This window comes from Flavivirga jejuensis, from assembly GCF_030540765.1.
Lineage (GTDB): Bacteria > Bacteroidota > Bacteroidia > Flavobacteriales > Flavobacteriaceae > Flavivirga > Flavivirga jejuensis.
Map to the genome: position 1 here is coordinate 22,375 of NZ_JAUOEL010000008.1, position 24,480 is coordinate 46,854.

A 24,480-nucleotide genomic window follows, 5' to 3' on the forward strand; every position below is an offset into this window, starting at 1 on the left:
CTATATTTTGTCAGATTTTATAGCATTTTTATTATTTTTAACAATATTTTTACTACAAATAGTAGAAAAATAAATCACATTAATAAGAAGCTCAAACTTATAAAATATTATTTAATAGAGCTATTCAACTAAGGTTATTCTAAAAATAAAAAATACAACTAGATTATATGTTTTTACTCTCTAAAAAAACATTTTAACATTCCTTTTCTTCTTTCATTTTTAAAAAAAATATTACATTTAATCGTATTTTATTGCATTTAATCGACTATTTGAAGTATATTCGCCTTTTAAAAGAGAGAAAAACAAACACGTAAAAAAGAAAAAACCTATAATTTTTTTATTTAATAAACCTAACCAACCTTAATAACATGTATAATATCGATCCTTCAAATAAGACGAATAATTATAGAATATTTGTTTTTACAATACTTATATGTTTAATTGGAGTTACCTCATCGTATGCACAATCATGTACAATTAATGCAGGATTAGATCGGACGATTTGCGTTAATGAAGCTTTTCAATTAGATGGAACATCTCCAGACACGTATGCTTCAGGACCAACTTGGTCACAAGTTTCTGGTCCGTCAGTAATTATAAGTGACCCAGCAATAGACGATCCTATAATCACAGGGGCTATAGCAGGAAATACTTATGTATTTGAACTTTCTGCCATTTGCGGAAATGGAAATACACCATCACAAACGGTTTCTATAACTGTAGACCCCATAACAATTGCAGATGCAGGAAATGATCTGGCATCTTGCCCAGATAATAGTGGAGCATTAGAAATTACAGGGAATGTACCGGTTAATATAGGAGAAACAGGCGTATGGAGCATAGTTGGTGGTAATGCAGCAAATGTCACAATTAATCAACCCAATTCCGCAACATCTTCAATAACGTTACCAGATACAGCTGCAGGCAGCACCACACTTCGTTGGACAATTTCTGGAGGAGGATGTGAATCTTTTGATGATGTAGTCGTCACAAATTATGGAGGAGAAATAATCGTTGATGCTGGTGACCCTCAATCATTATCAGACTGCTATACCATTTCTCAAAACACAACAATGTCTGCAAGCTATGGAGGCATTGGAGGTAATGGACAGATTGGTACTTGGACTTTTGTGAGTGGCCCATCTACACCTACTATTTCAAATGTTAATGTTAATAATACTTCTGTTTCAGATTTAATAGAAGGGATATATACTTTTAGATGGGATGTTGTGGGACCTTGTGCCTCTGGAAGCGATACAGTAACTATAACTGTACCCGAAGCAACCCAAGATGTATCAAATGCTTCAATCTCTGACAACAACCAAAGATTTTGCGATACTTCTATAACAGAAACAACATTAGTAGGCTCTTTACCAGATTATACTAATGAGACAGTAAATTGGGTACAAGAAACTGGACCAGCTGCTAATATTATAAGTCCAACCAATAGTACAACACAAGTTACAGGTTTAGTATTTCCAAATTCTTATAGGTTTAGATATACCATAACAAACATAAATACAGGTTGTTCAACTAATGCTACTATAAATTTAAGCTATAACACAGATGTGATAAGTATATTGGCAAATGGAGGTAATGATTTTACTGGTGCATGTGGAGATACATCAGTACAAATCCCATATACTTCAACTAGTGGAAATAGAACCGATTACAGTATACTAAGTGGCCCAAGTGATTCTAGTACTAGTTTCCCAACAGGATATACGAGTTTAGGAAATGCAAATAACGGTACAGCTACACTTAATTTTGATGTTGCAGGAATGTATACTGTTAACTTTAGAAGACGTAGAACAGGAAACTTACAAGTTGGTAATTGTGATGCTGCTAATAGTACTATAAATATTTTTATATCAACAGATGTAGCTGGAGCCAACGCAGGTTCCCCACAAGAGTTTGTGTGTGGGCAAGTTAATGGTAACTTAGCAGGGAGCTTAGTCGATCCTGGAGAAACAGCCATATGGTCTTTAGTTAGCGGACCAGATGGTATGACGGATGCAATAGTAAGTGATAGGTACGTACAAACACCAGCTTTAATCGGCTTAATACCTGGGGTTTACGAATTCACTTATACGGTGTTTGCTGGTTCAGGTTGTACGCCACCTGCAGTATCTACAACAACAGTTACGGTTACACCAATCAATAATCTTCCTATAGAAGCTGGACTTAATCAATCTGTTTGTTATAATTCACCAGTGCAGTTAAATGCAGCCCCATTATTAGATAGTCAAGTAGGAACTTGGTCTTCATCATCTCCTGGAATTTCATTTTCAGATGTTAATGATCCAAATGCTATAGCAACAGGTTTTACAATTCCCGATGCAACAATAGGGAATGGAAACGCATATACAATAACATGGACTGTAGATGAAGCAGTAGGTTTTCCTGATTGTGGAGCTGCAGAAACAGATACCATTATAATCGAGACATTAATTGATGAATCCCCAACAATTGCTGATGCAGGAACAGATATATGTTTCACTTCAGGGGCAACTACAATTACAAATTTAGGAGCCAATGCTCCCGAAGCAGATGAAACTGGTACTTGGACTCAAATATCGGGGCCTTCCGTCGTAACATTTACCAATCCAAATAGTGCAACATCCGAAGTTACAGGTTTAATAGACGGACAATATATTTTTAACTGGGAAATTGTTTATACACCACCAACAACGAATACCTGTCCATCAACATCGGATGATGTGGAGGTAGTGATTGCAGATACTGCAACTCCAATAAGTGCTGGTCCAAATCAAACATTGTGTTTAACACAGCCTAATTTATCTTTTACAATGAATGCAACCGATCCAGCTTCTATTGGAGGGGTTGGAACTTGGAATTTAGTTTCGGGTTTAAGCGGTTACACTGTAGACGACATAAACAGCCCTACCGCAGAATTTACAAATCTTTTAGATGGTACATACGTTTTTGAATGGATTATTTCATTTGGAAGTTGCGTGAATTCAAATGCATCAAGTCAAGTAACTATAGACGTTGGTATACCTCCAACAACAGCAAATATTCCAGGAGTAGATCAAGTAATTTGTGCTGTTACAAATACCACTGTAACTGCAGATCCTTTACTAAGACCTGGAATTGAAACTGGTGTATGGTCGATTGTCTCAGGACCTAATACCCCTACAATCGTTAACCCAGACAACGAAACAACAAATATTACAGGTTTAGTAACGGGCAGTTATGTATTTAGATGGACAACATCTAGTGCATCGCCAATTTGTACAAGCTCATTTGATGAAATAACCGTAGATGTATTTGCGCCAGCAACTGCAGGATTAGACCAAAACTTATGTGAGGTAGATAGCGTATTTCTTGAAGCCACAACTGGTACTACGGGAACATGGACTATTGTTTCTGTAGATGGAGATACAACACCTGTGATAATAGCGCCATATACCCCTACACAATCACCAAGCAATAGCAATACGGGTAATGCTCCTGTTGATCCAGGATCTACATATGTTTTTAGATATACAACAGATTATACAGGGTCTGGTAGCGGTTGTAACAATTCAAGTGATGTAACCATTACCGTAAGTAACGGACCTAGTGTTGACCCCGATGCTGGCAATGATCAAATTGTTTGTTTAGGGGATGGAAGTTCTACAACACTTACAACTGGTTATGAGGTGGCAACCGTACCAACAATTCCAGGAGATGTTACTGCTACATGGCGATTAGTTTCTCAACCAGGAGGCGCTCCAGTTTCAATTGTTTCACCTACTAATAGTCCTTCAACTGTTGTTAATGGTTTAACTGTTGATGGGTTATATGTATTTATGTTGGAATTTGATTCTAATTTTTGTGTCGATAAATTTGACATAGTACGCGTTGATGTATATAATGTTCCTGGACCTGTTGAAGCTGGCCCGTCTCAACCTAACGCATGTCAAACCGATTTTCTTACAGCAGCTGATGTTCCTGATTTTGGCATAGGTACATGGAGTATTACAACATCTCCAGGAGGCTCTTTAACAACAGTAGACAGTCCTAATAATCCAATAACAAGCTTATCAAATATAGAAGTTGGAACTTATGTTTTAACATGGACAGTAACTAACGGTCCTTTGCTTTCAGGACCTTGCGCTCCGCAATCAGATACGGTAACCGTAACCTTTACAGACGACCCACCATCTCCAGCATTGGCAGGACCAGATCAAGAATTATGTGATGGCATCCAAACAAATCTGCAGGCTACAAATTTGGCAATAGGTACAGGAACATGGTCTCAGTCTGCAGCTCAAGCCTTAGCAGGAATATCAATAGCAGACCCAAATAATCCAAATAGTTTAGTAACAGGTCTTTCTTCTGGGACATACCAATTTACTTGGACAGCAGTAAGTGGTGGATGTACAGATTCAGATTCAGTAGAAGTCATTATTTATGCAGATCCTATAAGTGCCGAAGCTGGACCAAATCAAAGTTTACCAGAATTTTCATCCGTAACCTTAGGAGCAGATCCTGTATCGGCTGGAACAGGAACCTGGACTCAAGTCTCTGGACCTACAACTGTTACTTTTATTGGGGAAAATGACCCAAATACGCCAATTGTAGGAACCAGTGTTGGAACTTATATTTTTAGATGGAGCGTTGATAATGGAACTTGCAGTACTGCTGCAGATACAGTAACTGTAATTATAACGCCAATTTCAGATTTAGAGTTAACTAAAACAGTCTCATCGTCAGCAGTAAATGTTGGTGATGTAGTAACCTTTACAGTTGCCATTTTTAATAATGATACCAATGTTAATAATGCCGATGCGACAGGAGTCGGTGTTCGAGATATTTTACCATTAGGATATTCATTAGTTCCAGGAACTGTTTCTAACAGTGGAACTTTCGATTTAGGAACACAAACGATTACTTGGTCTAATTTATCTATTCTTAGTGGAGATACATTAAATTTAACGTTTGACGCTACAATTAATGAAACAGGATCTTATTTAAATACCGCTCAAATTATAGCGAGTGATATTTTCGATCCAGATAGCACACCAGATAATGATGATTTATTAGAGGATGACCAAGATACAGAAGAAGTAACCATTCAATCTTCAGATTTATCTTTACAAAAAAGAGCTTTTCCATCAACTGCAAATGTTGGAGACATCGTAAGATTTAGAGTAAGAGTTACTAATGCTGGTGCAGATACAGCAACAAATGTTACTGTTTTAGACCAGTTACCAAGTGGATTCACCTACCAAAGTGATAGCTCTGGAGGTAGTTACAATGCAAGTACTGGTGTCTGGAATGTAGGTTCTATAAATACAGGAGTAACAGTTACTCTTAATATATACACTACAGTTAATCCTCCAACGGGAGCATCAAATGAATACTTAAATACAGCCCAAGTAACTTCAAGTGATCAAGCCGATCCTGATAGTACACCTAATAATGATGATGGTGATCAAAGTGAAGATGACGAGGACGATGTTTTAGTAACATTACAAGTAGCCGATTTACAAATAACAAAATCTGTTTTACCAGTTTCTGGAGCAGTAGGAGACACAGTGACATTCTCTGTATTATTAGAAAATTTTGGTCCTGGTGATGCAACAGGTGTAAATATTGAAGATTTATTACCTTCTGGTTTTGATTTAGTACCTGGAACAGTATCTGACTCTGGAGTGTATTTTATTGGTAGCAAATCTATTGTATGGAGCGATTTATCTTTAGATAATGGATTATCCCAAACAGTAACATACGATGCTATTGTTAATAGTTCAGGAGATTACACAAATACCGTACAAATAACAGCAAGTGATCTTATTGATCCAGATAGTACACCAAATAATGACGATGGTGATCAAAGTGAAGATGAAGAAAGTGCTACTACATTTGTTGTTGAACAATCCGACTTAGAATTAACCAAAACCCTAGCTACAGGAAGTAGTGCCACACCAAATGTAGGAGATTCAGTAACCTTTGAAATTACAATAGATAATAACGGTCCTAGTGATGCAACAGGTATTAATGTAACAGATGTTGTACCATCAGGTTACAGTGCAATCACCAGCATAGACAACTCAGGCATAGCCACAGGCAATCAAATTGATTGGACAGGGTTGAGTATTCTAGATGGTGCTAGTTTAACCTTAAGTTATACCGTTACTGTAGATGCTCCAACAGGCGCGACAGATGAATATAGAAATATATCAGAAATAACAGGATCAGATCAGTTTGATCCAGACAGTACCCCAGATAATGATGATGGTAATCAAAGTGAAGATGATGAAGATCACTTTGTGGTTGTACCACAAACCTCCGATTTATCGATAACTAAAGTTGTAAGTAACACAACACCCAATGTAAATGATGTTGTCACTTTTACAATCACGGTAAGTAATGCTGGCAGTGCCCCAGCAACCAACGTATCGGTACAAGATGCAGTACCAGAAGGTTATAGCACTATTGCAAGCATTAGTAATTCAGGAGTAGCAACAGGCAATCAAATCGATTGGACAGGCTTATCAGTCCCAATAGGAACAGATACCCTTACGTTAACCTTTACAGCAGTAGTAGATGCGCCAACAGGAACAGCTAACGAATATGTAAATAAGGTACAAATTATAGCTAGCGATCAGTTTGATCCAGACAGTGATCCAACCACAGATGAGACAGCAGATGATAATAGCGATGGCATAGCAGATGATGATGAAACTACAGCCGAAGTTATTATTCAACAAGCAGATTTAAGTATTGTAAAAACGATAGACGATAGTGTTCCTAATATAGGAGATACAGTCACCTTTACATTAACAATAACCAATGCAGGACCAGATATAGCCACAAACGTTGCCATAGAAGATATCCTGCCATCAGGATACACGTTAACAACAGTAAACAATGGAGGAAGTGCAGTAATAAACACAGCAACATGGACAGGGCTAACTGTAGCTGCTAATAACGGTACTGCAATCGTCACCTATGAAGCTACCGTAAATGCTCCAACAGGAACCGCTGGTGAGTACACCAATAGTGCACAAATTACAGCAAGCGATCAGTACGATCCAGATAGTGATCCAGCTACTGATGAAACAGTAGATGAAGATGGTGATTTAGATGGCGATGACGATGATGAAGATGAATTAACAATCATTCCTGCGCAAGCAGATTTAAGTATAATCAAAGGCTTAGCTTCAGGAAGTGCCACACCAAATATAGGGGATGTATTGACTTTCGAATTAGAAATTGCCAATGCAGGACCACAAAATGCAACAGGTGTATCAGTAGAAGATGTACTGCCAATAGGCTATACTTTAGGTCCCGTAAACAATGCAGGAACAGCAACAGGAAACACAGCCACCTGGTCTGGATTATTTGTACCAGCAAACGGAAGTATTACTGTAACCTACCAAGCAGCAGTAAATGCACCAACTGGAGCAACAGGCGAGTATACGAATATAACTCAAATTACAGGGTCAGATCAATACGATCCAGATAGTAATCCTTTAACAGACAATACGGTAGATGATTACACAGATACCATAGCCGATGATGATGAAGATACCTTTACTGTCGTTCCACAAACCTCAGATTTATCCATAGATAAAACAGTAGTCGATGATAATGGAGGCGCTCTAAATATAGGGGATGTATTAACCTTTAGTGTGGCTATATCAAACGCAGGAACAACAACAGCAACTAATGTAAGTTTAGAGGATGTATTACCTATAGGGTATAGCTTGGTTTCAGGAAGTATTGATACTGGTGGTATTTTCAATAGTGGAAATACAACCATTATCTGGGATGGTTTAACAGTGCCTTTAGCAGGTATCACAGTAACCTATCAAGTAACAGTAAATGCACCAACTGGAGCAACAGACGAGTATAGAAATATAGCAGAAATCACAGCTTCAGATCAATTTGATCCAGACAGTAATCCAGACAATGATGATGGTGATCAAAGTGAAGATGATGAAGACGATGAAATCGTTATACCAACACAAGCAGATTTATCATTAGTCAAAAACATAAATATTGCCAGTAGCGCCACTCCTAATATAGGTGATACTGTTATCTTTGAAGTTATTATTACGAATAACGGTCCTAACGATGCTACAGGTATTACCGTTGCCGATATGGTTCCTGATGGTTATAATATAACTGGAGGAACGATTAGTAATAGTGGTATTCTAACTGGTAACCAAATTGATTGGACTGGCTTGAGTATTACTAATGGAAACAGTTTAACCTTAAGTTATAATGTTACTGTTAATGCCCCTACTGGTATAGCTAACGAATATAATAATGTCGCAGAGGTAACTGGCAGTGATCAGTTTGATCCAGATAGTACCCCAGATAATGATGATGGTGATCAAAATGAAGATGATGAAGATAACTTTGTTATCACCCCGCAAACTGCAGATCTATCTATAAATAAAATGGTTAGTGATCCAACTCCTAATGTAGGAGATCTGGTAACTTTTACCATTACAATTAGTAACAACGGTTCGGCTGCTGCTACTGGGGTATCTGTTCAAGATATCGTTCCTGGAGGGTATTCTGGCATTACTAATATTAGTGGCACAGGAAGCGTTACTGGTAATCAAATAGATTGGACTGGATTGGCGGTACCCATAGGTACTAATACGACCACCTTAACTTTTGATGCCATTGTCGATGCGCCTACTGGTGCAACAGATGAGTATATTAATAGTGTCGAGATTATTGCCAGTGATCAGTTTGATCCAGATAGTGATCCTTCTAGTGATGCTACTATAGATGATCATAATGATGGCATACCAGATGATGATGAAGCTACTGCAACTGTCATTATACAACAAGCAGATTTAAGTATAGTAAAAAGTATTAATAACACGAACCCTAATGTTGGTGATACGGTAACTTTTAGCTTATTAATTACGAATGCAGGTCCCAATATAGCAACAAACGTTGCGGTTGAAGATATACTTCCTATAGGGTATACTTTAGGTACTGTAAACAATGGTGGAACAGCTACATTAAATACGGCTGGTTGGACTGGTTTAACCGTCGCTGCTAATAATGGGACACTAAGTTTAACATATCAAGCGACTGTTAATCCACCTACAGGTGCAGCTGGTGAATATACCAATACCACACAAATAACGGCTAGTGATCAATATGATCCAGACAGTGACCCTACTACAGATAGTACTGTTGATGAAGATGGCGATTTAGATGGCGATGATGATGATGAAGATACCATTACCATCTCCCCTGCTCTGGCAGACCTATCATTAACAAAAATTGTGGTTGACAATGACCTTACGCCTTTAGTAGGTTCAGAAATAACATTCGAAATAAGAGTATTTAATGATGGCCCACAAGATGCTACAGGCGTTACTGTAACAGATTTATTGCCACCTGGATATGACTTTGTTTTATATAGTTCAACATCTGGCATCTATAATGAAACATCTGGATTATGGACAGTCGGAAATATTGCCAGTGGTACATCAGAAACCTTACTAATAGATGTATTAGTCAATGAAATAGGTGACTATTTGAATACTGCTGAAGTTACTGCATCGGATGTATTTGACATAGATTCGAATCCTAATAATGACGATGGTGATCAAAGTGAGGATGATGAAGACAATGCTGTTGTAACACCAATCCCCCCTATGGCCGACTTATCACTTACAAAAATTGTAGTAGATAATGATATTACACCATTAATAGGATCTGAAATTACGTTTCAGATCACAGTAACCAATGATGGTCCACAAGACGCTACAGGCGTTACAGTAACAGATTTATTACCATCAGGATACGACTTCGTATTATTTAGCTCAACAACAGGAGCGTATAATGAAGCAACTGGATTATGGACTCTAGGTAACATTACAAGTGGCACATCAGAAACCTTACTAATTGATGTATTAGTAAATGAAACAGGCGATTATTTAAATAGTGCTGAAGTCACAGCATCCGATGTGCTAGATAGTGATTCCGCACCAAATAACGATGATGGAGATCAAAGTGAAGATGATGAAGATAATGCTAATGTAACACCTGTACAGGCAATTTCAGATTTATCATTAACCAAAGATGTGGTAGATGGAGATACAATGCCTGTTGTAGGATCGGAAATTACTTTTATAATAACAGTTACTAATGATGGTCCACAAGATGCTACTGGAGTAGAAGTTACAGATTTACTTCCTTCAGGGTTTGACTTTGTATTATTTAGTTCTACATCTGGAACATATAATGAAACAACAGGAATTTGGAACGTTGGAAACATTGGTGATGGCGTATCAGAAACCTTATTAATTGATGCATTAGTAAATGGAACAGGTAATTATTTGAATACCGCTCAAATTACAGGATCTGATGTATTAGATATAGATTCTACACCTAATAATGATGATGGCGATCAAAGTGAGGACGACGAAGATAATGTACTAGTTACACCAATTGATGCTTTAGCAGATTTATCAATACAAAAAACAGTCGTTGATAACGATATCATGCCAAATGTAGGTGATGAGATTACATTCCAAATTATAGTTAGTAATGTGGGTCCAGATGCTGCAACTGGAGTTGAAGTAGTAGATTTATTACCTCAAGGTTTCGATTTCATTCTTTACAGTTCAACTTCAGGAACTTATAATGAAACTAATGGTTTATGGACATTAGGAACAGTACCAAGTGGCGGTTCTCAAACATTGTTTATAGATGTATTAGTAAATGACCCTTCTGGAACTTCAGGAGAGTTCTACAATGTTGCACAAATTACAGCAAGTGATGTAGTTGACCCTAATAGTACTCCTAATAATGATGATGGTGACCAAAGTGAAGATGATGAAGATGGCATACTAGTTATGGTTGAGACTGCCAATTTAAGTTTAAACAAATCTGTTAATAATATTAATGCTAATGTTGGAGAGATCGTAACATTTACGCTTCAAATAGATAATGCTGGCAACGATGCCGCTACTGGCGTTGCCATACAAGATATACTACCAATAGGTTATAGTAATATTAGCAACATTACTGGCAATGGTGTATTATCTGCCAATGTTATTAACTGGACTAATTTAAATATTCCATTAACTGGATTGACATTAACATATGATGCAACGGTAAATATACCAACATTACAAGATGATGAGTATTTAAATATTGCTCAAATAATTGCTAGTGATCAGTTTGACCCTAATAGTACTGGAAATAATGATGATGGTGACCAAAGTGAAGATGATGAAGATAGTGCTGTAATAAATACCCCAACAGCAGATATCGAGGTAACCAAAACTGTAGATAATACAAATCCACGTATAAATGAAACCATAACATTCACAATTTCGGTTTCAAACCTTGGAAATATTGACGCTACATCTGTTAGGATACTAGATGCCTTACCTATGGGATATGAGTTTACTTCATACACCGCATCATCTGGTGTTTATAGTAATAGTTCTGGTTTATGGGAGATACCAATAGTCATTGGAAGTCAAACAGAAACATTGGAAATCACAGTTGTTGTATTAGATGTTAATGATTACTTAAACACCGCATCATTAGAATTTTTAGATCAGATAGATTCTGATGATACGAACGATTCCGATAACATAACCATAGATCCTCAATGTTTGAAAATTTATAACGAATTCTCTCCAAATGGAAATGGGAAGAATGAAGTTTTCTATATCGATTGTATAAACAACTACCCAGAAAATAATTTAAAAGTTTACAATAGATGGGGCAACCTGGTGTACAGCAAAGAAGGTTATGATAATACCTTTGATGGTCTTTCTAACGGACGGTCGGTTTTAAATAAAGACCAAAAACTTCCCGTTGGAACGTATTATTACATCCTAGATTTAGGAGATGGATCTAAAGGAAAAGCAGGTTGGTTATATATAGTTAGATAAGATGGAAAAGAATCATAAAAACAGGTGTTACCGTAACCATAAAAACTTAAGCATGAATTTAAAAAACAAAATATCAATTAGCTTACTCGTGTTTTTTATAACACTATTAGGTTATGCGCAACAAGATCCGCAGTTTACAGATTATATGTTTAATACATTAACTGTAAATTCTGCTTATGCAGGATCAAGAGGTCATTTATCCGTTACAGGATTGCACAGAACGCAATGGGTTGGTTTAGATGGTGCTCCAGAAACCCAATCCTTTAGCATAGAATCACCAGTTGGTAAAAATGTTGGTTTAGGATTCTCTATTGTAAATGATAGATTAGGTCCCTCTGATGAATTTTATTTAGACGGCAATTTCTCATACACCATTAACCTAAATAATGAAAGTAGATTGTCTTTTGGAGTAAAAGGAGGCGGTAGAATGTTAAATATTGATTGGTCGAGAGGCTCTTATCGAGAAGACGAAGGTATTTTCGAAAATATAAATAACAAATTTTTACCAACCATTGGAGCTGGGATTTATTTGCATGGAAAAACAAGCTATATAGGACTTTCAGTTCCAAATTTCTTAACGAGCGAGCATTATGATAGCGTTCAAAATGCTGTAGCTTCAGAGCGGTTACACTTCTTTTTAATAGCAGGTAAAGTATTTGATTTAAGCCCAACTATAAAGTTTAAACCTGCCTTTTTAGGAAAGTTCGTTACAGGCGCGCCAATTATTGTTGATTTATCTGCTAATTTAATGTTTCACGATACATTAAGATTAGGTGTTGCATACCGTTGGGACGACTCCGTTAGCGGGTTAATTGGATTACAAGTTAGCCCTAAATTAATGATAGGCTATGCCTACGATTTTACAACAACTGAATTACAAAACTTTAATTCAGGAACACATGAAATCATGTTACGATTCGAATTAAGATCGAAAGAAAAACAACTAAAATCACCTCGTTTCTTTTAAAACCTAAGCTAAATGAAAAAAATAATTACAATACTAATTTTAGGAGCAGTGAGTTTATCATTTGCACAAAGCGCAACAAAGAAAGCAGATCGTTTATTTGAAAAGATGTGGTATAAAGATGCCGCCGTTTTATACGAATTAGAAGCTAAGAAGTTTGACAATAAAAATAATAAATTCTTAAAAAAAGAAGGTAAAGCTGAATACCTTAACCTTTTAAAAAGAGCTGGAGACGCCTATTTTTTCAATACAGATATGCAAAATGCGTATCGATGGTATGATAAATTGATCTCTAATTTTTATTCTGAAGTCGATTCCGAGTACATTTTTAGATATGCACACACACTTGAAGGTATCGGAAAATATAGAGACGCAAAACGGTGGATGAAAGAGTTTGCTAAAAGGACTGAAAAAAAAGATGACAGGTCTGAAAATCTAAATCAAAGAAAAATAACGATAGAAGATGTTTTAGATATTGAAGAAGGTTTTACACTAAAAAATGTTTCGGTAAACACCAAATATTCAGATTTTGGTCCGATGTATTATAAAGATCAATTAGTGTATTCATCTGCAGTAGATTCTTCAAACTTCCATACTAGAATTTATCATTGGAATGAACAACCCTTTTTAAATATGTATCTGGGTGAACTTGATGAAATTGAATCTGACCTTAAACTAATAAGTGATTTTTCAAAAAAATTGAACACCCGATATCATGAAGCCACTTTAGCTTTTTCACCAGATGAAACCAAAGTATATTTTACAAGAAATAATTATGATGGAGATTTACATAGAGATCATAAAGGAACCAATCACTTAAAGCTTTACAGCGCAGAACTTTTAAGAGATGAAGATAGTTTGTTAACATGGCAGCATATTAAAGAATTACCTTTTAATAGTGAAGATTATTCTGTTGGACATCCAGCAGTTAGTGAAGATGGTAAGCATTTATATTTCGTTTCAGACATGCCTGGCTCTATTGGAGCTACAGATATTTTTGTAGTAGATATATTAGATTCCGATAACCATAGAATTCAGGATAGCACACAACAATATAATGGCTATTCAAAACCACGAAACTTAGGAGAAAAAATAAATACCGCAGGAAGAGAAATGTTTCCTTATATAACAAACAATGCTTTGTACTTTGCTTCCGATGGACATTTAGGATTGGGAGGATTAGATGTTTATGAAAGTAGAAAAATTGACTCTAATTTTAGTAAACCAATAAATCTTGGAGCACCTTTAAATAGCGAATTAGATGATTTTGGTTTTATTATAAACGAGGAAAAAAATAAAGGTTTTGTCTGTTCTAATAGACTTTCGGGAAAAGGTGATGACGATATTTATTCATTTGTTCGTTTACCAACATCCGAAATAGCATGTAATCAATCAATAAGAGGCCATATATCTAACACTATAACGGGAGAACGTCTCGCTAATGTTAAAATGAGTTTGTATGATGAAGCTGGTACGCCATTAGAAACAACCACTACCAACTTAAATGGCGCGTATAAATTTAACAACGTTTTAAATTGTGCCACTAAGTTTAATATAACGGCATTAAAATCAGGATATGCCCCTAAAGAAAAGCCTGTACTAACTTTAGATGAAGAAGGAGAAACAATAGTTGCTTTAGGTTTAGAAACACTTAGTAACTTAATAGTAGAAGAAGCTGGTATTTTAAAGATAAAAATCGGCATTATTTATTTTGATTTAGATAAATCATTTGTAAGAAATGATGCTTCAATAGAACTTAATAAGGTCGTGTTACTTATGATGCAATACCCTAATATGGTTATAAAAATAGAATCACATACAGATTCAAGAAATACAGAAGATTATAATTTAAAATTATCAGATAGAAGAGCAAAATCTACCAGAGATTATATTATTAGTCAAGGTATTAATTCAAATAGAATTAAAAGCGCTATTGGATATGGAGAATCTCAATTAATAAATCAGTGTAAAAGTGATGTGGAATGTTCTGAATCTGAACATCAACTGAATAGGAGATCAGAGTTTATAATAATAAAAATGTAGGTTTTTATAAAAAAATACTAGATTAGGTAAAATCAACAAAACGAAAAGTAGTAGATTAAAAAAAAGTAAAAAACGCCGTTCAAAACGAGGCTTTGATTTTCAGATTAGCCCCAAAGGGTCATAAGGTTCATTCATGATATTCTTGGTATTTCATATATCGTTTAATCATGTCCTCATCTAATCTCCCTGTACTCACAAAATAGCCTCTTGAATAAAAATGATTGCCCAAATATGGCTTTTGTTTTACTTTAGGTTTGGGTAAGTTTTGAAAAGTTTGATGGCAACTTTCCTTTTCAAAATCCCCATATATTCTGATATGGAAACTTTTGGAGGTATTGAACAGACCAAATAAATGTAGTCTTTTTGAACATTCAGCTCTAAGTTCACAATTCATCAACAACGCATGTAAAAACTAGCAAATGACTTATAAATACTGATGTTTAATCTATAGATTCTGATCCCAGCCTGGTCACTAAAAAAACCTCTAAATCAAATGATTTAGAGGTTTTTTTATTTAGAACTTCTTATCTCGATTTGGTACGTGAACTTGCTTAAATATTATTAACTTGTTATATTCTTGTGGATTACGTTGGAGTGAATTAATTAGTCCTAAAGTAAAGTTTAAAAACATAAAAGATTTACTAATTTAGCCTCTCATATAATGGAAATATAGTTACCACGGTAACTATATCCAATTGTTGGCAGTAATTATGAAACAACTGTATATATTAACAATTTTTGTTTTCTTTTTGAACTGTAAGAATGACATTTATTCTGACAAAGAAAAAATTGTAACAAAAAAAGACGGAAATACTAATGTATTTTATAAAAACTCGTTTGAAAATGGATTTATTAAAGACTCAATTGCTGCTTTTGACTTTGACAAAGGCATTGAGCAAAGTTCTCGTCTGAACTTTAAAAGTTCTAGAATATTTTATGAATCTGCAAATAAACGGGAGCCTAATAATACGATTATAATTAATGCTTTAGGGAGTGTAAGTGCTGACCTTAAAGACTTTAATAAATCCTATGAATACTTTGAAAAATCTTTGCAGATTGATAGCCTTGATGCAATAACCTATTTGAATTACGGCTATTCACGAACAAAAAACAATGAATTTAATAAAGCTATCAAGTTATACAAAAAAGGAATTAGTCTAGAAAGGAACGGAGAAAAAAGAGGTTATTTTCATTATAATATGTCATCTGCTTATTATCAATTGTATGATGATGAAAACGCCAAACTTCACATCAATAAAGCAATTGAGTTGGTTAGCAACGAGGTGTTTAAAAAAGAGATTCTAAAATTTCGAGAAATAATAAATGAAAAATAACTACTGCCAACAACGGTGGCTGTTGCACAACTACTTTTTTTAACTGAATTAGGTTATTTCTGGGAACTTAAAAAGCAATAAATACTAATAATCAACAACTTAACAATTATTTAAAAATTAAAAACACATGATTTCCTAAAAATTTTGAGTTGTGAAACAGTCACAACGTATATAATTTATTGCTAGTTCTAGCATAATGTCATTAAGTTAAGGTTTTTTCAAATACTATCTTTCTGGTTTTTAGTTATTTTGGGCTTGGTTCGAGATCTGTATTTGCCCATATCTCGTTTAAAAGAACGATAGGGTCTTATAGGTACCATATTTTCCATAAACAATTGTTTGAGTTCATTGAGAGGTTGTTCTATTTGGTTTTCTGTAAAAAATAATTCTATCACTCTATTTTTTAAAAAGCCATAAGAGAGGTTAGTATTAATTTTATAGTCTAATTTTCTTTGTTTGTTCTTTTCAGCTATTTCATCTTCGAGTTCACTGACAATTAAGGTCTGTATGTTGCTGATGAATAGAGCTGCGTAAAAATCCTGCAGGATACTTTGTCTGGAGTACCCAGAGAAATGTTCGACCTTCAACTTGTTCTTCAGCTCGTCATAAAACGTTTCCACACGCCATCGTTTATAATAAAGAGATTTGAACATTTTGTTGGGGTAATTTTTGATATCCAATAAAGAGGTCATTAATATTTCAACTTGTCCCTTTGGTAGTTCTACCCTTATGAGTCTTACTTTTATAGGTGCTGTTTTATGTGAGGCTTTATCTGATAGTTTTATGTATCTACCAGAGGTAATGGTAACTATTTGAGATTTCTTTTTGCTTTTTTCAAAATCGAGGATAAGTTTGCTAAAGCTGATCTTTACGCGGATTACATAATCCAAATTATTGGTAATGTGGTACTTTATAAAGTCATACGAGGGATAGCCTCTGTCATAAAGTATTAGATCACCTTGTTTGCAAAAACCAGATGCGAGAGCGCCATAGCACGTTCTCCTTGGCTTATTGGTGACAGTTCCCCATCGATGATGTAATTGTTTTCCAGGTCATATAGAACGGAGCACCTTGCCTGTACGATACTTGTGGTGGTATGGTTTTTCGTTTCTCCAAAATATGACTTTTGGTCTTTTGTCAGTGGTAGGGTAATTCGGGAACCATCTACCGCCAATAGTCTAAAACCTTTCCAGGTTTTAATACCTGACTCATTATTTGTATAAAACTCCTTAATCAAGGTCTGTGAGAGATGCTTGAAGACTTTAGGGCTTATTTTTTTACGTGCCTGTACAAAAGCACTTTTGGTAAACTTTCGGGTTGTATCTATTTTTAAAAAACTTAGAAAGTTCTCTAACTCCAAGGACAGACTTTTACGAAGCATATTCAACATAAACAGTAAGATAGTAGAAAATTGTTGTTTTCGTTTACGGGTAAAGTACTTTTCTGAAATTCTAAATTCGTTTTTTAATGCGTCGCTGAACAATTCCGCTTTCAATCTCTCGAAAATTAAAATTGCTGTTTTTTTTCATCTTTATATCTAGTTGATAATCAAATAAATATACGAATAAAATTACTTAAAAACAACATTAATATATTGGAAGTCAAACAATTAAACCCTTAACTTAATGACATTAAGTTCTAGCATACTTACAAAAATTCTCTCGGATTTTCTATTCGGTTTGTATTTGCTAAATTAGTTGCTTAAACACGCAACGAAATAATACACAAACACGTTGTAGCCAATTAAAAACAAACAAAATGAAAGATATCTCAGGAATTGATGAAAATGGAAATCCAAAGAATGGTTCATTTAAGTTGTACTTTAAGAACGGAAATGTCTCTTGTCAAGGTGAATTTGACAACGGAAAAAAATCAGGAGTGTGGAAGTACTTTCTAAATAATGGACAATTGCAATCATCTGGCAGCTACAAAAATGGGAAGATTGTTGGTCGTTGGGAATGGTTCTTCAAAAATGGCAAACCAAGAGGCACAGGCAGTTTCGATGATGTAGAGAATAAGCACGGAGAATGGAAGCGATACCATAAAAACGGTCAATTATGGGACGAGGGTATCTTCGAGCACGGTAAGAAAAAAGGAACTTGGAAGGTCTATGATGAGAGTGGTGAACTTCTAAAGAAGCAAACTTTCAAATAGAAAAAAAATTGAGCAAATTCGCATATAAAATAGAAAATTAACTAATTAGGATTAAATCAATAATAGAAAAAACTGACTACATCAATGTATAACCGAAAATAAACGCTAATTTAACCCGTAACTGACGGTTGGTTATACGTGACCGTCATGCCCTATTAATCTAACAAAATGAATAAAGCTACATTTGGAAAAGCAAAGTTATCTGAAGCTTTACAAATATCTATTTTAATGAAAACAGTCAATGTACAAGCCTATGCTATTGATGGAATAAGACCTGAAATGGCTACTTACATTGACAAAAGATTCTCTCCTGAATACATTGAAAGTGTAATAAAAAGTAATACTAAAAGAATTATAGTTTCCTATCTTAATAATAACCCTATTGGAGTTGCTGAAATTATCCTTGATACGACTTGTCCAATTAAAAAAATTAAAACTCCTGAATTAAGCAAACTATACATTTTAGAAAGGTTTTATGGAAAAGGAGTTGGGTATAAATTACTTAAAGAGGTGGAAAAGGAATTATATCTTGAAGTTTTTACTGAAAACCCAAAAGCAGTTTCTTTTTACGAAAGACAATCATATCAAAAAATAGGAAAAGTAGATTTTCCAATGCAAGATAATAATTATAGAAACTGGGTTATGACAAAAAAGTTAAACTAATAAGTAATGATTGAAATAAAAAGAACAAATAACAAAAGTGATTATAGAATCATAGAAAAATGAACATTGAGGAAATAAAAACAAACTATCAGAACTTTGATGATTCAGTAATAATCAAAATCGCAAAAAACGAAAGTGAATCTTTGGTTTCTGAAGTTAAACAAATACTAAAAGATGAAATTCTAAAACGAAATTTATCGTCTGACTTAATTGATATAATTGAACAAAAGCAGGAATACAATACTAGAGGTAAATTTGAGAAGATAATAGTTGATAATAAAATTTATTTTGCGAACAATTTTTTTAGATTTATTTCAATTCTTTCAATCTCAATTATTTGCTTTTTATTTATTGTAAAACCTCTGATTGGTGGTGGTGGCGGAATTAAAATGGTTTTTGGGGTCATTATTTTATTTTTTATAATCCGAATATTCATTCCAAATAAAATCGGAAAAATAATTCTGGTAAAAAGTAATAGCATTATATTTTCTCTATCACCATCTCCAAATTTTGGTTTTTTTAGAATAATAGTATTAATCAGAGTTATTTTCAGTCAATTGAGTAAGGTTGAGATTAATTACACTCAGATTATAAAAATTTATCGAAAAACTGAACTTTTAAATAATGGATATTGTGTAGAATATAAAAACCAAGAAACAAATCAGATTTCGGAAAAAAGAATATATTTAGATGTAATTGACAAAAAAGACTTAGCGGAATTAATTGATTTTCTAAAATATAAGAATATTAACGTGGAATTATAACTTTGCTTAACAATGTGACCAACAATGCCTATAATTAATACGGTTTTTGGGGCTTAAGTCAAAAAATTTGATGTACTTATGAAGTCCGAAAAATCTGTTATATTTTGCTTTGACAAGAAAAAAACAAAAATTTAAACTTCAATTTAATTATATTTGTACTCACAAAAGTTAATTTAACATATTTAAAATAACAAAAGTTTCACAATTCGTCAACAACGCATGTGAAAATTAGCAAAAGACTTATAAATACTGGTGTTTGAGCTATAGGCTCTGATCCCAGACAATCACTAGAAAAAAGTTAAGTATTATTGCTTAACTTTTTCTATTTTTACACAGTTCATTTAATGCGCACGTGGCGGAATTGGTAGACGCGCTGGCTTGAGGGGCCAGTATCCGTTTAGGATGTGGAAGTTCGAATCTTCTCGTGCGCACAGGTTTAATCCATGAATCCCTTATAAAAGAAATAAGGTATTCATGGATTTTGTTTTTTTATATTCCCTAAAATTATATTTGATCCTAATTTTTAACTGTTTTGTAGCTTTAATCGATGACAAAATAGTCGGATATGCCACATCCTTTTTACCTATTATTCTTGGATTGGAAAAACCAATGTTTAGAGTTTAAAAAGAAGTCCGTTAAACCTTTTTAATTTGACTTTAAAATAAAAAGTTTTGGATAAATACGAACTAAAAAAAAGCTATATTTACAACAACACCTATGAACGCATTAGAATCTTAATTTAAACACGCCCAAAATGGTACTCTCAAATCAAAACATTGACTATTTTTCATATCAAAAAATAAAAACAATCTGAAATTTTTAACCATTTAATTAACACATTAAATAGTCAAGCTATTTCAGAACAAGATATTCGTTTAATTTTTTGTGAAATTTCATTATACTAGACAAAAACTAACAATTAAAAACAAAATGAAAAAACAATTATTTCTCCTTTTAACAATAATTTCTAGTCTTAATCTCTATTCTCAAATATCTTTTGAAAAAGGATATTTTATAAACAACTTAGACCAAAAAGTTGACTGCTTAATAAAGAATCTTGGTTGGAATCATAATCCAACTAAATTTAAATACAAACTATCAGAAAACAGTGAAATTAAACAAGAAACAATAAAATCAGTTAAAGAATTTGGGATTTATAATATTTCAAAATACATCAGAAGTATTGTTAAAATTGATAGGTCTAGCGAATCTCACAATGATTTAAGTTATGATAGAAAACCAATATTAGAAGAAGAAGAGCTTTTTTTAAAAGTATTAATCGAAGGTAAGTATAATCTATATGAATATTCTGGTAAAAACTTAGAAAGATACTTTTACAATCAAAAAAATTTAACTATTGACCAATTAATCTTTAAAAGTTACAGGTCTTATAATGATGAAATCATTCATAAGAACGAACAATTTAAACAGCAATTATTAAATGATTTAAAATGTCCTCATTTCAAAATAAATAGAATACAAAATTTAAGATACAACAGAAAAGATTTATTAAGGTTTTTTATTGATTATATTAATTGTTATAACGATAATCCAATTAATTACGTACAAAAAGAAAAACAAGATTTATTTAATTTAACACTAAGACCGCGATTAAATAATGCGTCATTAACAATGCAACACGCTACTGCTGAATCAAGAAATATTGATTTTGGAAATAAAACAAGTATTGGTTTTGGATTAGAAGCAGAGTTTATTTTACCATTTAACAAAAATAAATGGAGTATTTTGGTAGAACCAACTTATCGATACTATAAATCTAAAAATTCTGTTGACGCAGACTATGTAGCAGGGGGAAGACTAACAACAGAAGTAACTTATAATTCTATTGAAATACCTATAGGCTTGAGACATTATTTTTTCATCAATAATAATTCCAAAATTTTTATAAATACTTCTTTTATACCTGATTTAAGCTTAAATCCATCATTAGAAGCTACTAGAGAGAATGGTACTGTTTTCGAATCATTTAAAATAAAACCAAAGCCTAATTTTGCTTTTGGCTTAGGATATAAATATAATAACAAATACAGTTTGGAGGTTAGGTATCAAACAAGTAGAAAAATTTTAGGTCACTATTTCGATCCATTATGGAGGGTTGAGTATAATAATCCATTATTAATAATATTTGGTTATTCACTATTCTAATAATAACTTATAAATTAACGCGATAATTTGCTGCTAAATTCCAGCCTATTTACCAAAATATAATGGTTTTTATTCTGTTTGCTTTGATTTTAACCCCTAATACTAATTAAATAAGTTTTAATTTAGAATGTCACGTTTTTACCATTCAATTTGTCATTCCAATAGAACTTAAAAATTTACAATTGGAAAATTATCAAAATATATTATTTCCTTATGCCTATAATATTCTAGGATCGGTTGAAGACGCGAAAGATGCAATACAAGATGTTTTAACGAAACATCTTTCCATTGAGAAGTCACACATAGAAAATGATATTGGATATTTAATAAAATCGGTGATAAACCAATCCATAAACATTAAAAAGAGAAACAATAAAATTACAGGCAATAAAATATGGCTCCCCGAACCTATATCTACAGAAAAGACAGATGGCAACATTGATAAAGAGGAAATTATATCATACTCTATCCTTGTGCTTCTTGAAAAGTTGACAGCTCAGGAACGGGCCGTTTTTATTCTAAAAGAAGCATTTGATTATCCACATAAAGACATTGCTAATACCATGAGTCTTACCATTGAAAACTCTCGTAAATTATTAAGTAGAGCAAAAACGAAGTTAACAAACTATAGAGAAAAAGGGTATAAAGATTATGCAGCCAACAAATCTGCTTTTATTGGGAATTACATCCAAACCATTAAAAATGGAGATGTAAAAGGTTTAGAACAAATACTCTCGGATGATATTTCTTTAAGTGCAGACGGTGGAGAAAATATTAAAGTGGTAAGAGAGTTTACTGTTGGAAAATCGGCCTCTTTAAAATTATTATTTTATGTATTTAAGACTTATCTAGAATTGTTATCAATCAAAATCACGCAAATTAACCATCAACCTGCTTTATTATTTTACAATGAAGACACTTTAATTAACTGTCAAGTATTTGAATTAGAGGATAACAAAATAAAGCATATATTTTCTATCATCGATCCTCTTAAGTTAAAATCACTTTTTTAATAAGCAACTATTTAAGTTTTGTTTTTGGAATTAGTTTGGGAGGATTACACCCCAGTCAAGATAAAATAAAGGATAAAATTTAAACAGTTTCTAAATCTGTCACGTTTCTCTTATCTGTTTTGTCATTCTATTGAAATTAAAAAAATCAATAAATGAAAACATTATTAAGAATAGATTGCAGTTCCAGAACTCAAGGTTCGCATTCTAGAGCATTGGCCGACTATTTTGAGAAAAACTGGAAAGCTTTAAATCCAGAAGGAACTATTATTTACAGAGATTTAGCAAAAGACCACATCCCACACATTCAAAACAATACGATTGAAGGGTTCTTTACACCACCAGAGCACATGTCTTTTGAAAACAAAAAGGCAACTACTTTATCAGATGAATTGATCATGGAACTAATAACTGCACATGAGATTCTAATTAGTAGTCCTTTGTATAATCTAAACGTTCCGTCTAATCTCAAAGCATATTTAGACCAAGTAGTAAGAATTGGACACACATTTAATATAAACAAAAAAGGTTATTACGGTTTATTAGAGGATAAATTAGCCTATCTAATTACCGTAAAAGGAGGGACATACAAAGATACTTTCATGGAACAGTATGATTTCCAAGAACCTTATTTAAAGGCCATTCTTGGGCATATGGGTATTAAAGTTCAAGAATCATTCTCTTTAGAAGGGGCAAGCGACGTACAAAGTTTAGAACAAAAAAAGATTGTTCTGGAGAATACAATCAATCAATCATTCAAAAAACAAGCATAATATGATGACTCCAAAAGAAAATTACTTTGAAGACACATTAGAAAACAACGCGTCCATAATTAAACCTAACGAAGGCGAAAAACTCGAATTAAACACCATTTCAATAACATTTAAACTTACTAGTGAGATGTCTAACGATCAATTAGGAGTTTATGAGATCATCCTCCCTCCTATGGCTATAGGTGCAAAATTACACTACCACAGGTTTATGGATGAAACTTTTATAGTGAATAAAGGTCTTTTAACGATGCAAGTCGGCAATAAAGAATATCAGGCAAAACCAGGAACTGTTGCTTATGCACCTAGGTTTACTCCTCATGGGTTTAGAAATGATACGAATGAAACTGTAAAACTCACATTGATTTTCAACCCATCTCAAAAACGTGAAGGCTTTTTTAAAGGCTTATATAACACATTAAGTGAAGTACCTATTGATCCTAATAAGTATCTCAAATTATATAATAAATATGATAGTTTCCCTGTAGATACTTCTAATATGATCCCCATAAGAGAGTAAAAATCATAAATAACAAAGAAGGTTTACATCACTTCAATACTAGCGATCTGAATTTTAATTCATGTCGCTATTTTTTTTTCATTTTGTGAACTATTACCACTTATCGACTCATTAATCATCTATTTAATGCCTGCTTGGAAACACCCTCAATTCGTTTAAAATTTAAATAGTTCTTATACTTTTTGTTCTTTA

Annotated in this window: 14 protein-coding genes, 1 tRNA gene and 1 pseudogene; 12 read left to right on the forward strand and 4 right to left on the reverse strand. The window is 33.5% G+C overall.

Annotated features, from left to right (window positions below; all coding sequences use genetic code 11):
• Nucleotides 1-368 precede the first annotated feature (368 nt).
• Genes Q4Q40_RS19495 through Q4Q40_RS19505 form a run of 3 tightly spaced genes read left to right on the forward strand, consistent with a single transcriptional unit; the run spans nucleotide 369 to nucleotide 14,907 of the window.
• Nucleotides 369-11,900, forward strand: coding sequence for a PKD domain-containing protein (locus Q4Q40_RS19495; protein WP_303303678.1), 11,532 nt, complete (start codon nucleotides 369-371; stop codon nucleotides 11,898-11,900).
• A gap of 52 nt (nucleotides 11,901-11,952) precedes the next feature.
• Nucleotides 11,953-12,867 (forward strand): PorP/SprF family type IX secretion system membrane protein, encoded by a 915-nt coding sequence (locus tag Q4Q40_RS19500; RefSeq protein WP_303303679.1) that lies wholly within the window; start codon nucleotides 11,953-11,955, stop codon nucleotides 12,865-12,867.
• 12 nt (nucleotides 12,868-12,879) lie between these two features.
• Nucleotides 12,880-14,907, forward strand: a complete 2,028-nt coding sequence (locus tag Q4Q40_RS19505; protein ID WP_303303680.1) for an OmpA family protein — start codon at nucleotides 12,880-12,882, stop codon at nucleotides 14,905-14,907.
• Nucleotides 14,908-15,034: 127 nt separating this feature from the next.
• Here Q4Q40_RS19505 and Q4Q40_RS24215 read toward each other — a convergent pair whose 3' ends face one another.
• Both Q4Q40_RS24215 and Q4Q40_RS24220 read right to left on the reverse strand, forming a co-directional pair.
• Nucleotides 15,035-15,250, reverse strand: a complete 216-nt coding sequence (locus Q4Q40_RS24215; protein ID WP_425555787.1) for a transposase — start codon at nucleotides 15,248-15,250, stop codon at nucleotides 15,035-15,037.
• Nucleotides 15,214-15,294, reverse strand: a pseudogene (locus tag Q4Q40_RS24220) (hypothetical protein); the annotation flags it as partial. The pseudogene Q4Q40_RS24220 and the gene Q4Q40_RS24215, both read right to left, overlap by 37 nt.
• 323 nt (nucleotides 15,295-15,617) lie before the next feature.
• Here Q4Q40_RS24220 and Q4Q40_RS19515 point away from each other — a divergent pair.
• A complete protein-coding gene (locus Q4Q40_RS19515) occupies nucleotides 15,618-16,241 on the forward strand; it encodes a tetratricopeptide repeat protein (protein WP_303303683.1) in 624 nt (207 codons plus the stop codon).
• A gap of 218 nt (nucleotides 16,242-16,459) precedes the next feature.
• Here Q4Q40_RS19515 and Q4Q40_RS19520 read toward each other — a convergent pair whose 3' ends face one another.
• Together Q4Q40_RS19520 and Q4Q40_RS19525 are read right to left on the reverse strand one after the other, a co-directional pair.
• Nucleotides 16,460-17,191: a transposase gene (locus Q4Q40_RS19520; RefSeq protein ID WP_367892792.1), complete on the reverse strand. Its 732-nt coding sequence runs from the start codon at nucleotides 17,189-17,191 to the stop codon at nucleotides 16,460-16,462.
• Entirely contained in the window at nucleotides 17,191-17,736 is a 546-nt protein-coding gene (locus tag Q4Q40_RS19525; protein WP_303303685.1) for a hypothetical protein, read from the reverse strand. Before Q4Q40_RS19525 ends, Q4Q40_RS19520 begins: the two co-directional genes overlap by 1 nt.
• 263 nt (nucleotides 17,737-17,999) lie before the next feature.
• Here Q4Q40_RS19525 and Q4Q40_RS19530 point away from each other — a divergent pair, with 263 nt between their 5' ends.
• The 8 genes from Q4Q40_RS19530 (at nucleotide 18,000) to Q4Q40_RS19565 (ending at nucleotide 24,288) form a co-directional block, all read left to right on the forward strand.
• On the forward strand, nucleotides 18,000-18,395 hold the full coding sequence (locus Q4Q40_RS19530) for a toxin-antitoxin system YwqK family antitoxin (protein WP_303303686.1): 396 nt from the start codon (nucleotides 18,000-18,002) through the stop codon (nucleotides 18,393-18,395).
• Between the two features lie 168 nt (nucleotides 18,396-18,563).
• Nucleotides 18,564-19,058: a GNAT family N-acetyltransferase gene (locus Q4Q40_RS19535; RefSeq protein WP_303303688.1), complete on the forward strand. Its 495-nt coding sequence runs from the start codon at nucleotides 18,564-18,566 to the stop codon at nucleotides 19,056-19,058.
• Between the two features lie 59 nt (nucleotides 19,059-19,117).
• Complete coding sequence (locus Q4Q40_RS19540) at nucleotides 19,118-19,822, forward strand: hypothetical protein (protein ID WP_303303689.1); 705 nt, start codon at nucleotides 19,118-19,120, stop codon at nucleotides 19,820-19,822.
• Between the two features lie 346 nt (nucleotides 19,823-20,168).
• Nucleotides 20,169-20,253, forward strand: a tRNA-Leu gene (locus Q4Q40_RS19545).
• Nucleotides 20,254-20,752: 499 nt separating this feature from the next.
• Nucleotides 20,753-21,988, forward strand: a complete 1,236-nt coding sequence (locus tag Q4Q40_RS19550) for a porin family protein (protein WP_303303691.1) — start codon at nucleotides 20,753-20,755, stop codon at nucleotides 21,986-21,988.
• 182 nt (nucleotides 21,989-22,170) lie between these two features.
• A complete protein-coding gene (locus tag Q4Q40_RS19555; protein WP_303303692.1) occupies nucleotides 22,171-23,001 on the forward strand; it encodes a sigma factor-like helix-turn-helix DNA-binding protein in 831 nt (276 codons plus the stop codon).
• A gap of 152 nt (nucleotides 23,002-23,153) precedes the next feature.
• The gene (locus Q4Q40_RS19560; RefSeq protein ID WP_303303693.1) at nucleotides 23,154-23,771 is read left to right on the forward strand and encodes an FMN-dependent NADH-azoreductase; all 618 of its coding nucleotides are present in this window, start codon (nucleotides 23,154-23,156) and stop codon (nucleotides 23,769-23,771) included.
• 1 nt (nucleotide 23,772) lies between these two features.
• On the forward strand, nucleotides 23,773-24,288 hold the full coding sequence (locus tag Q4Q40_RS19565; protein ID WP_303303694.1) for a cupin domain-containing protein: 516 nt from the start codon (nucleotides 23,773-23,775) through the stop codon (nucleotides 24,286-24,288).
• The last annotated feature ends 192 nt before the right edge of the window (nucleotides 24,289-24,480 follow it).

Coding starts and splice junctions, on each gene's coding strand:
- Q4Q40_RS19565 (WP_303303694.1), top strand. CDS start 23,773: ATGATGACTCCAAAAGAAAATTACTTTGAAGACACATTAGAAAACAAC.
- Q4Q40_RS19505 (WP_303303680.1), top strand. CDS start 12,880: ATGAAAAAAATAATTACAATACTAATTTTAGGAGCAGTGAGTTTATCA.
- Q4Q40_RS19560 (WP_303303693.1), top strand. CDS start 23,154: ATGAAAACATTATTAAGAATAGATTGCAGTTCCAGAACTCAAGGTTCG.
- Q4Q40_RS19500 (WP_303303679.1), top strand. CDS start 11,953: ATGAATTTAAAAAACAAAATATCAATTAGCTTACTCGTGTTTTTTATA.
- Q4Q40_RS19515 (WP_303303683.1), top strand. CDS start 15,618: ATGAAACAACTGTATATATTAACAATTTTTGTTTTCTTTTTGAACTGT.
- Q4Q40_RS19535 (WP_303303688.1), top strand. CDS start 18,564: ATGAATAAAGCTACATTTGGAAAAGCAAAGTTATCTGAAGCTTTACAA.
- Q4Q40_RS19550 (WP_303303691.1), top strand. CDS start 20,753: ATGAAAAAACAATTATTTCTCCTTTTAACAATAATTTCTAGTCTTAAT.
- Q4Q40_RS19540 (WP_303303689.1), top strand. CDS start 19,118: ATGAACATTGAGGAAATAAAAACAAACTATCAGAACTTTGATGATTCA.
- Q4Q40_RS19495 (WP_303303678.1), top strand. CDS start 369: ATGTATAATATCGATCCTTCAAATAAGACGAATAATTATAGAATATTT.
- Q4Q40_RS19530 (WP_303303686.1), top strand. CDS start 18,000: ATGAAAGATATCTCAGGAATTGATGAAAATGGAAATCCAAAGAATGGT.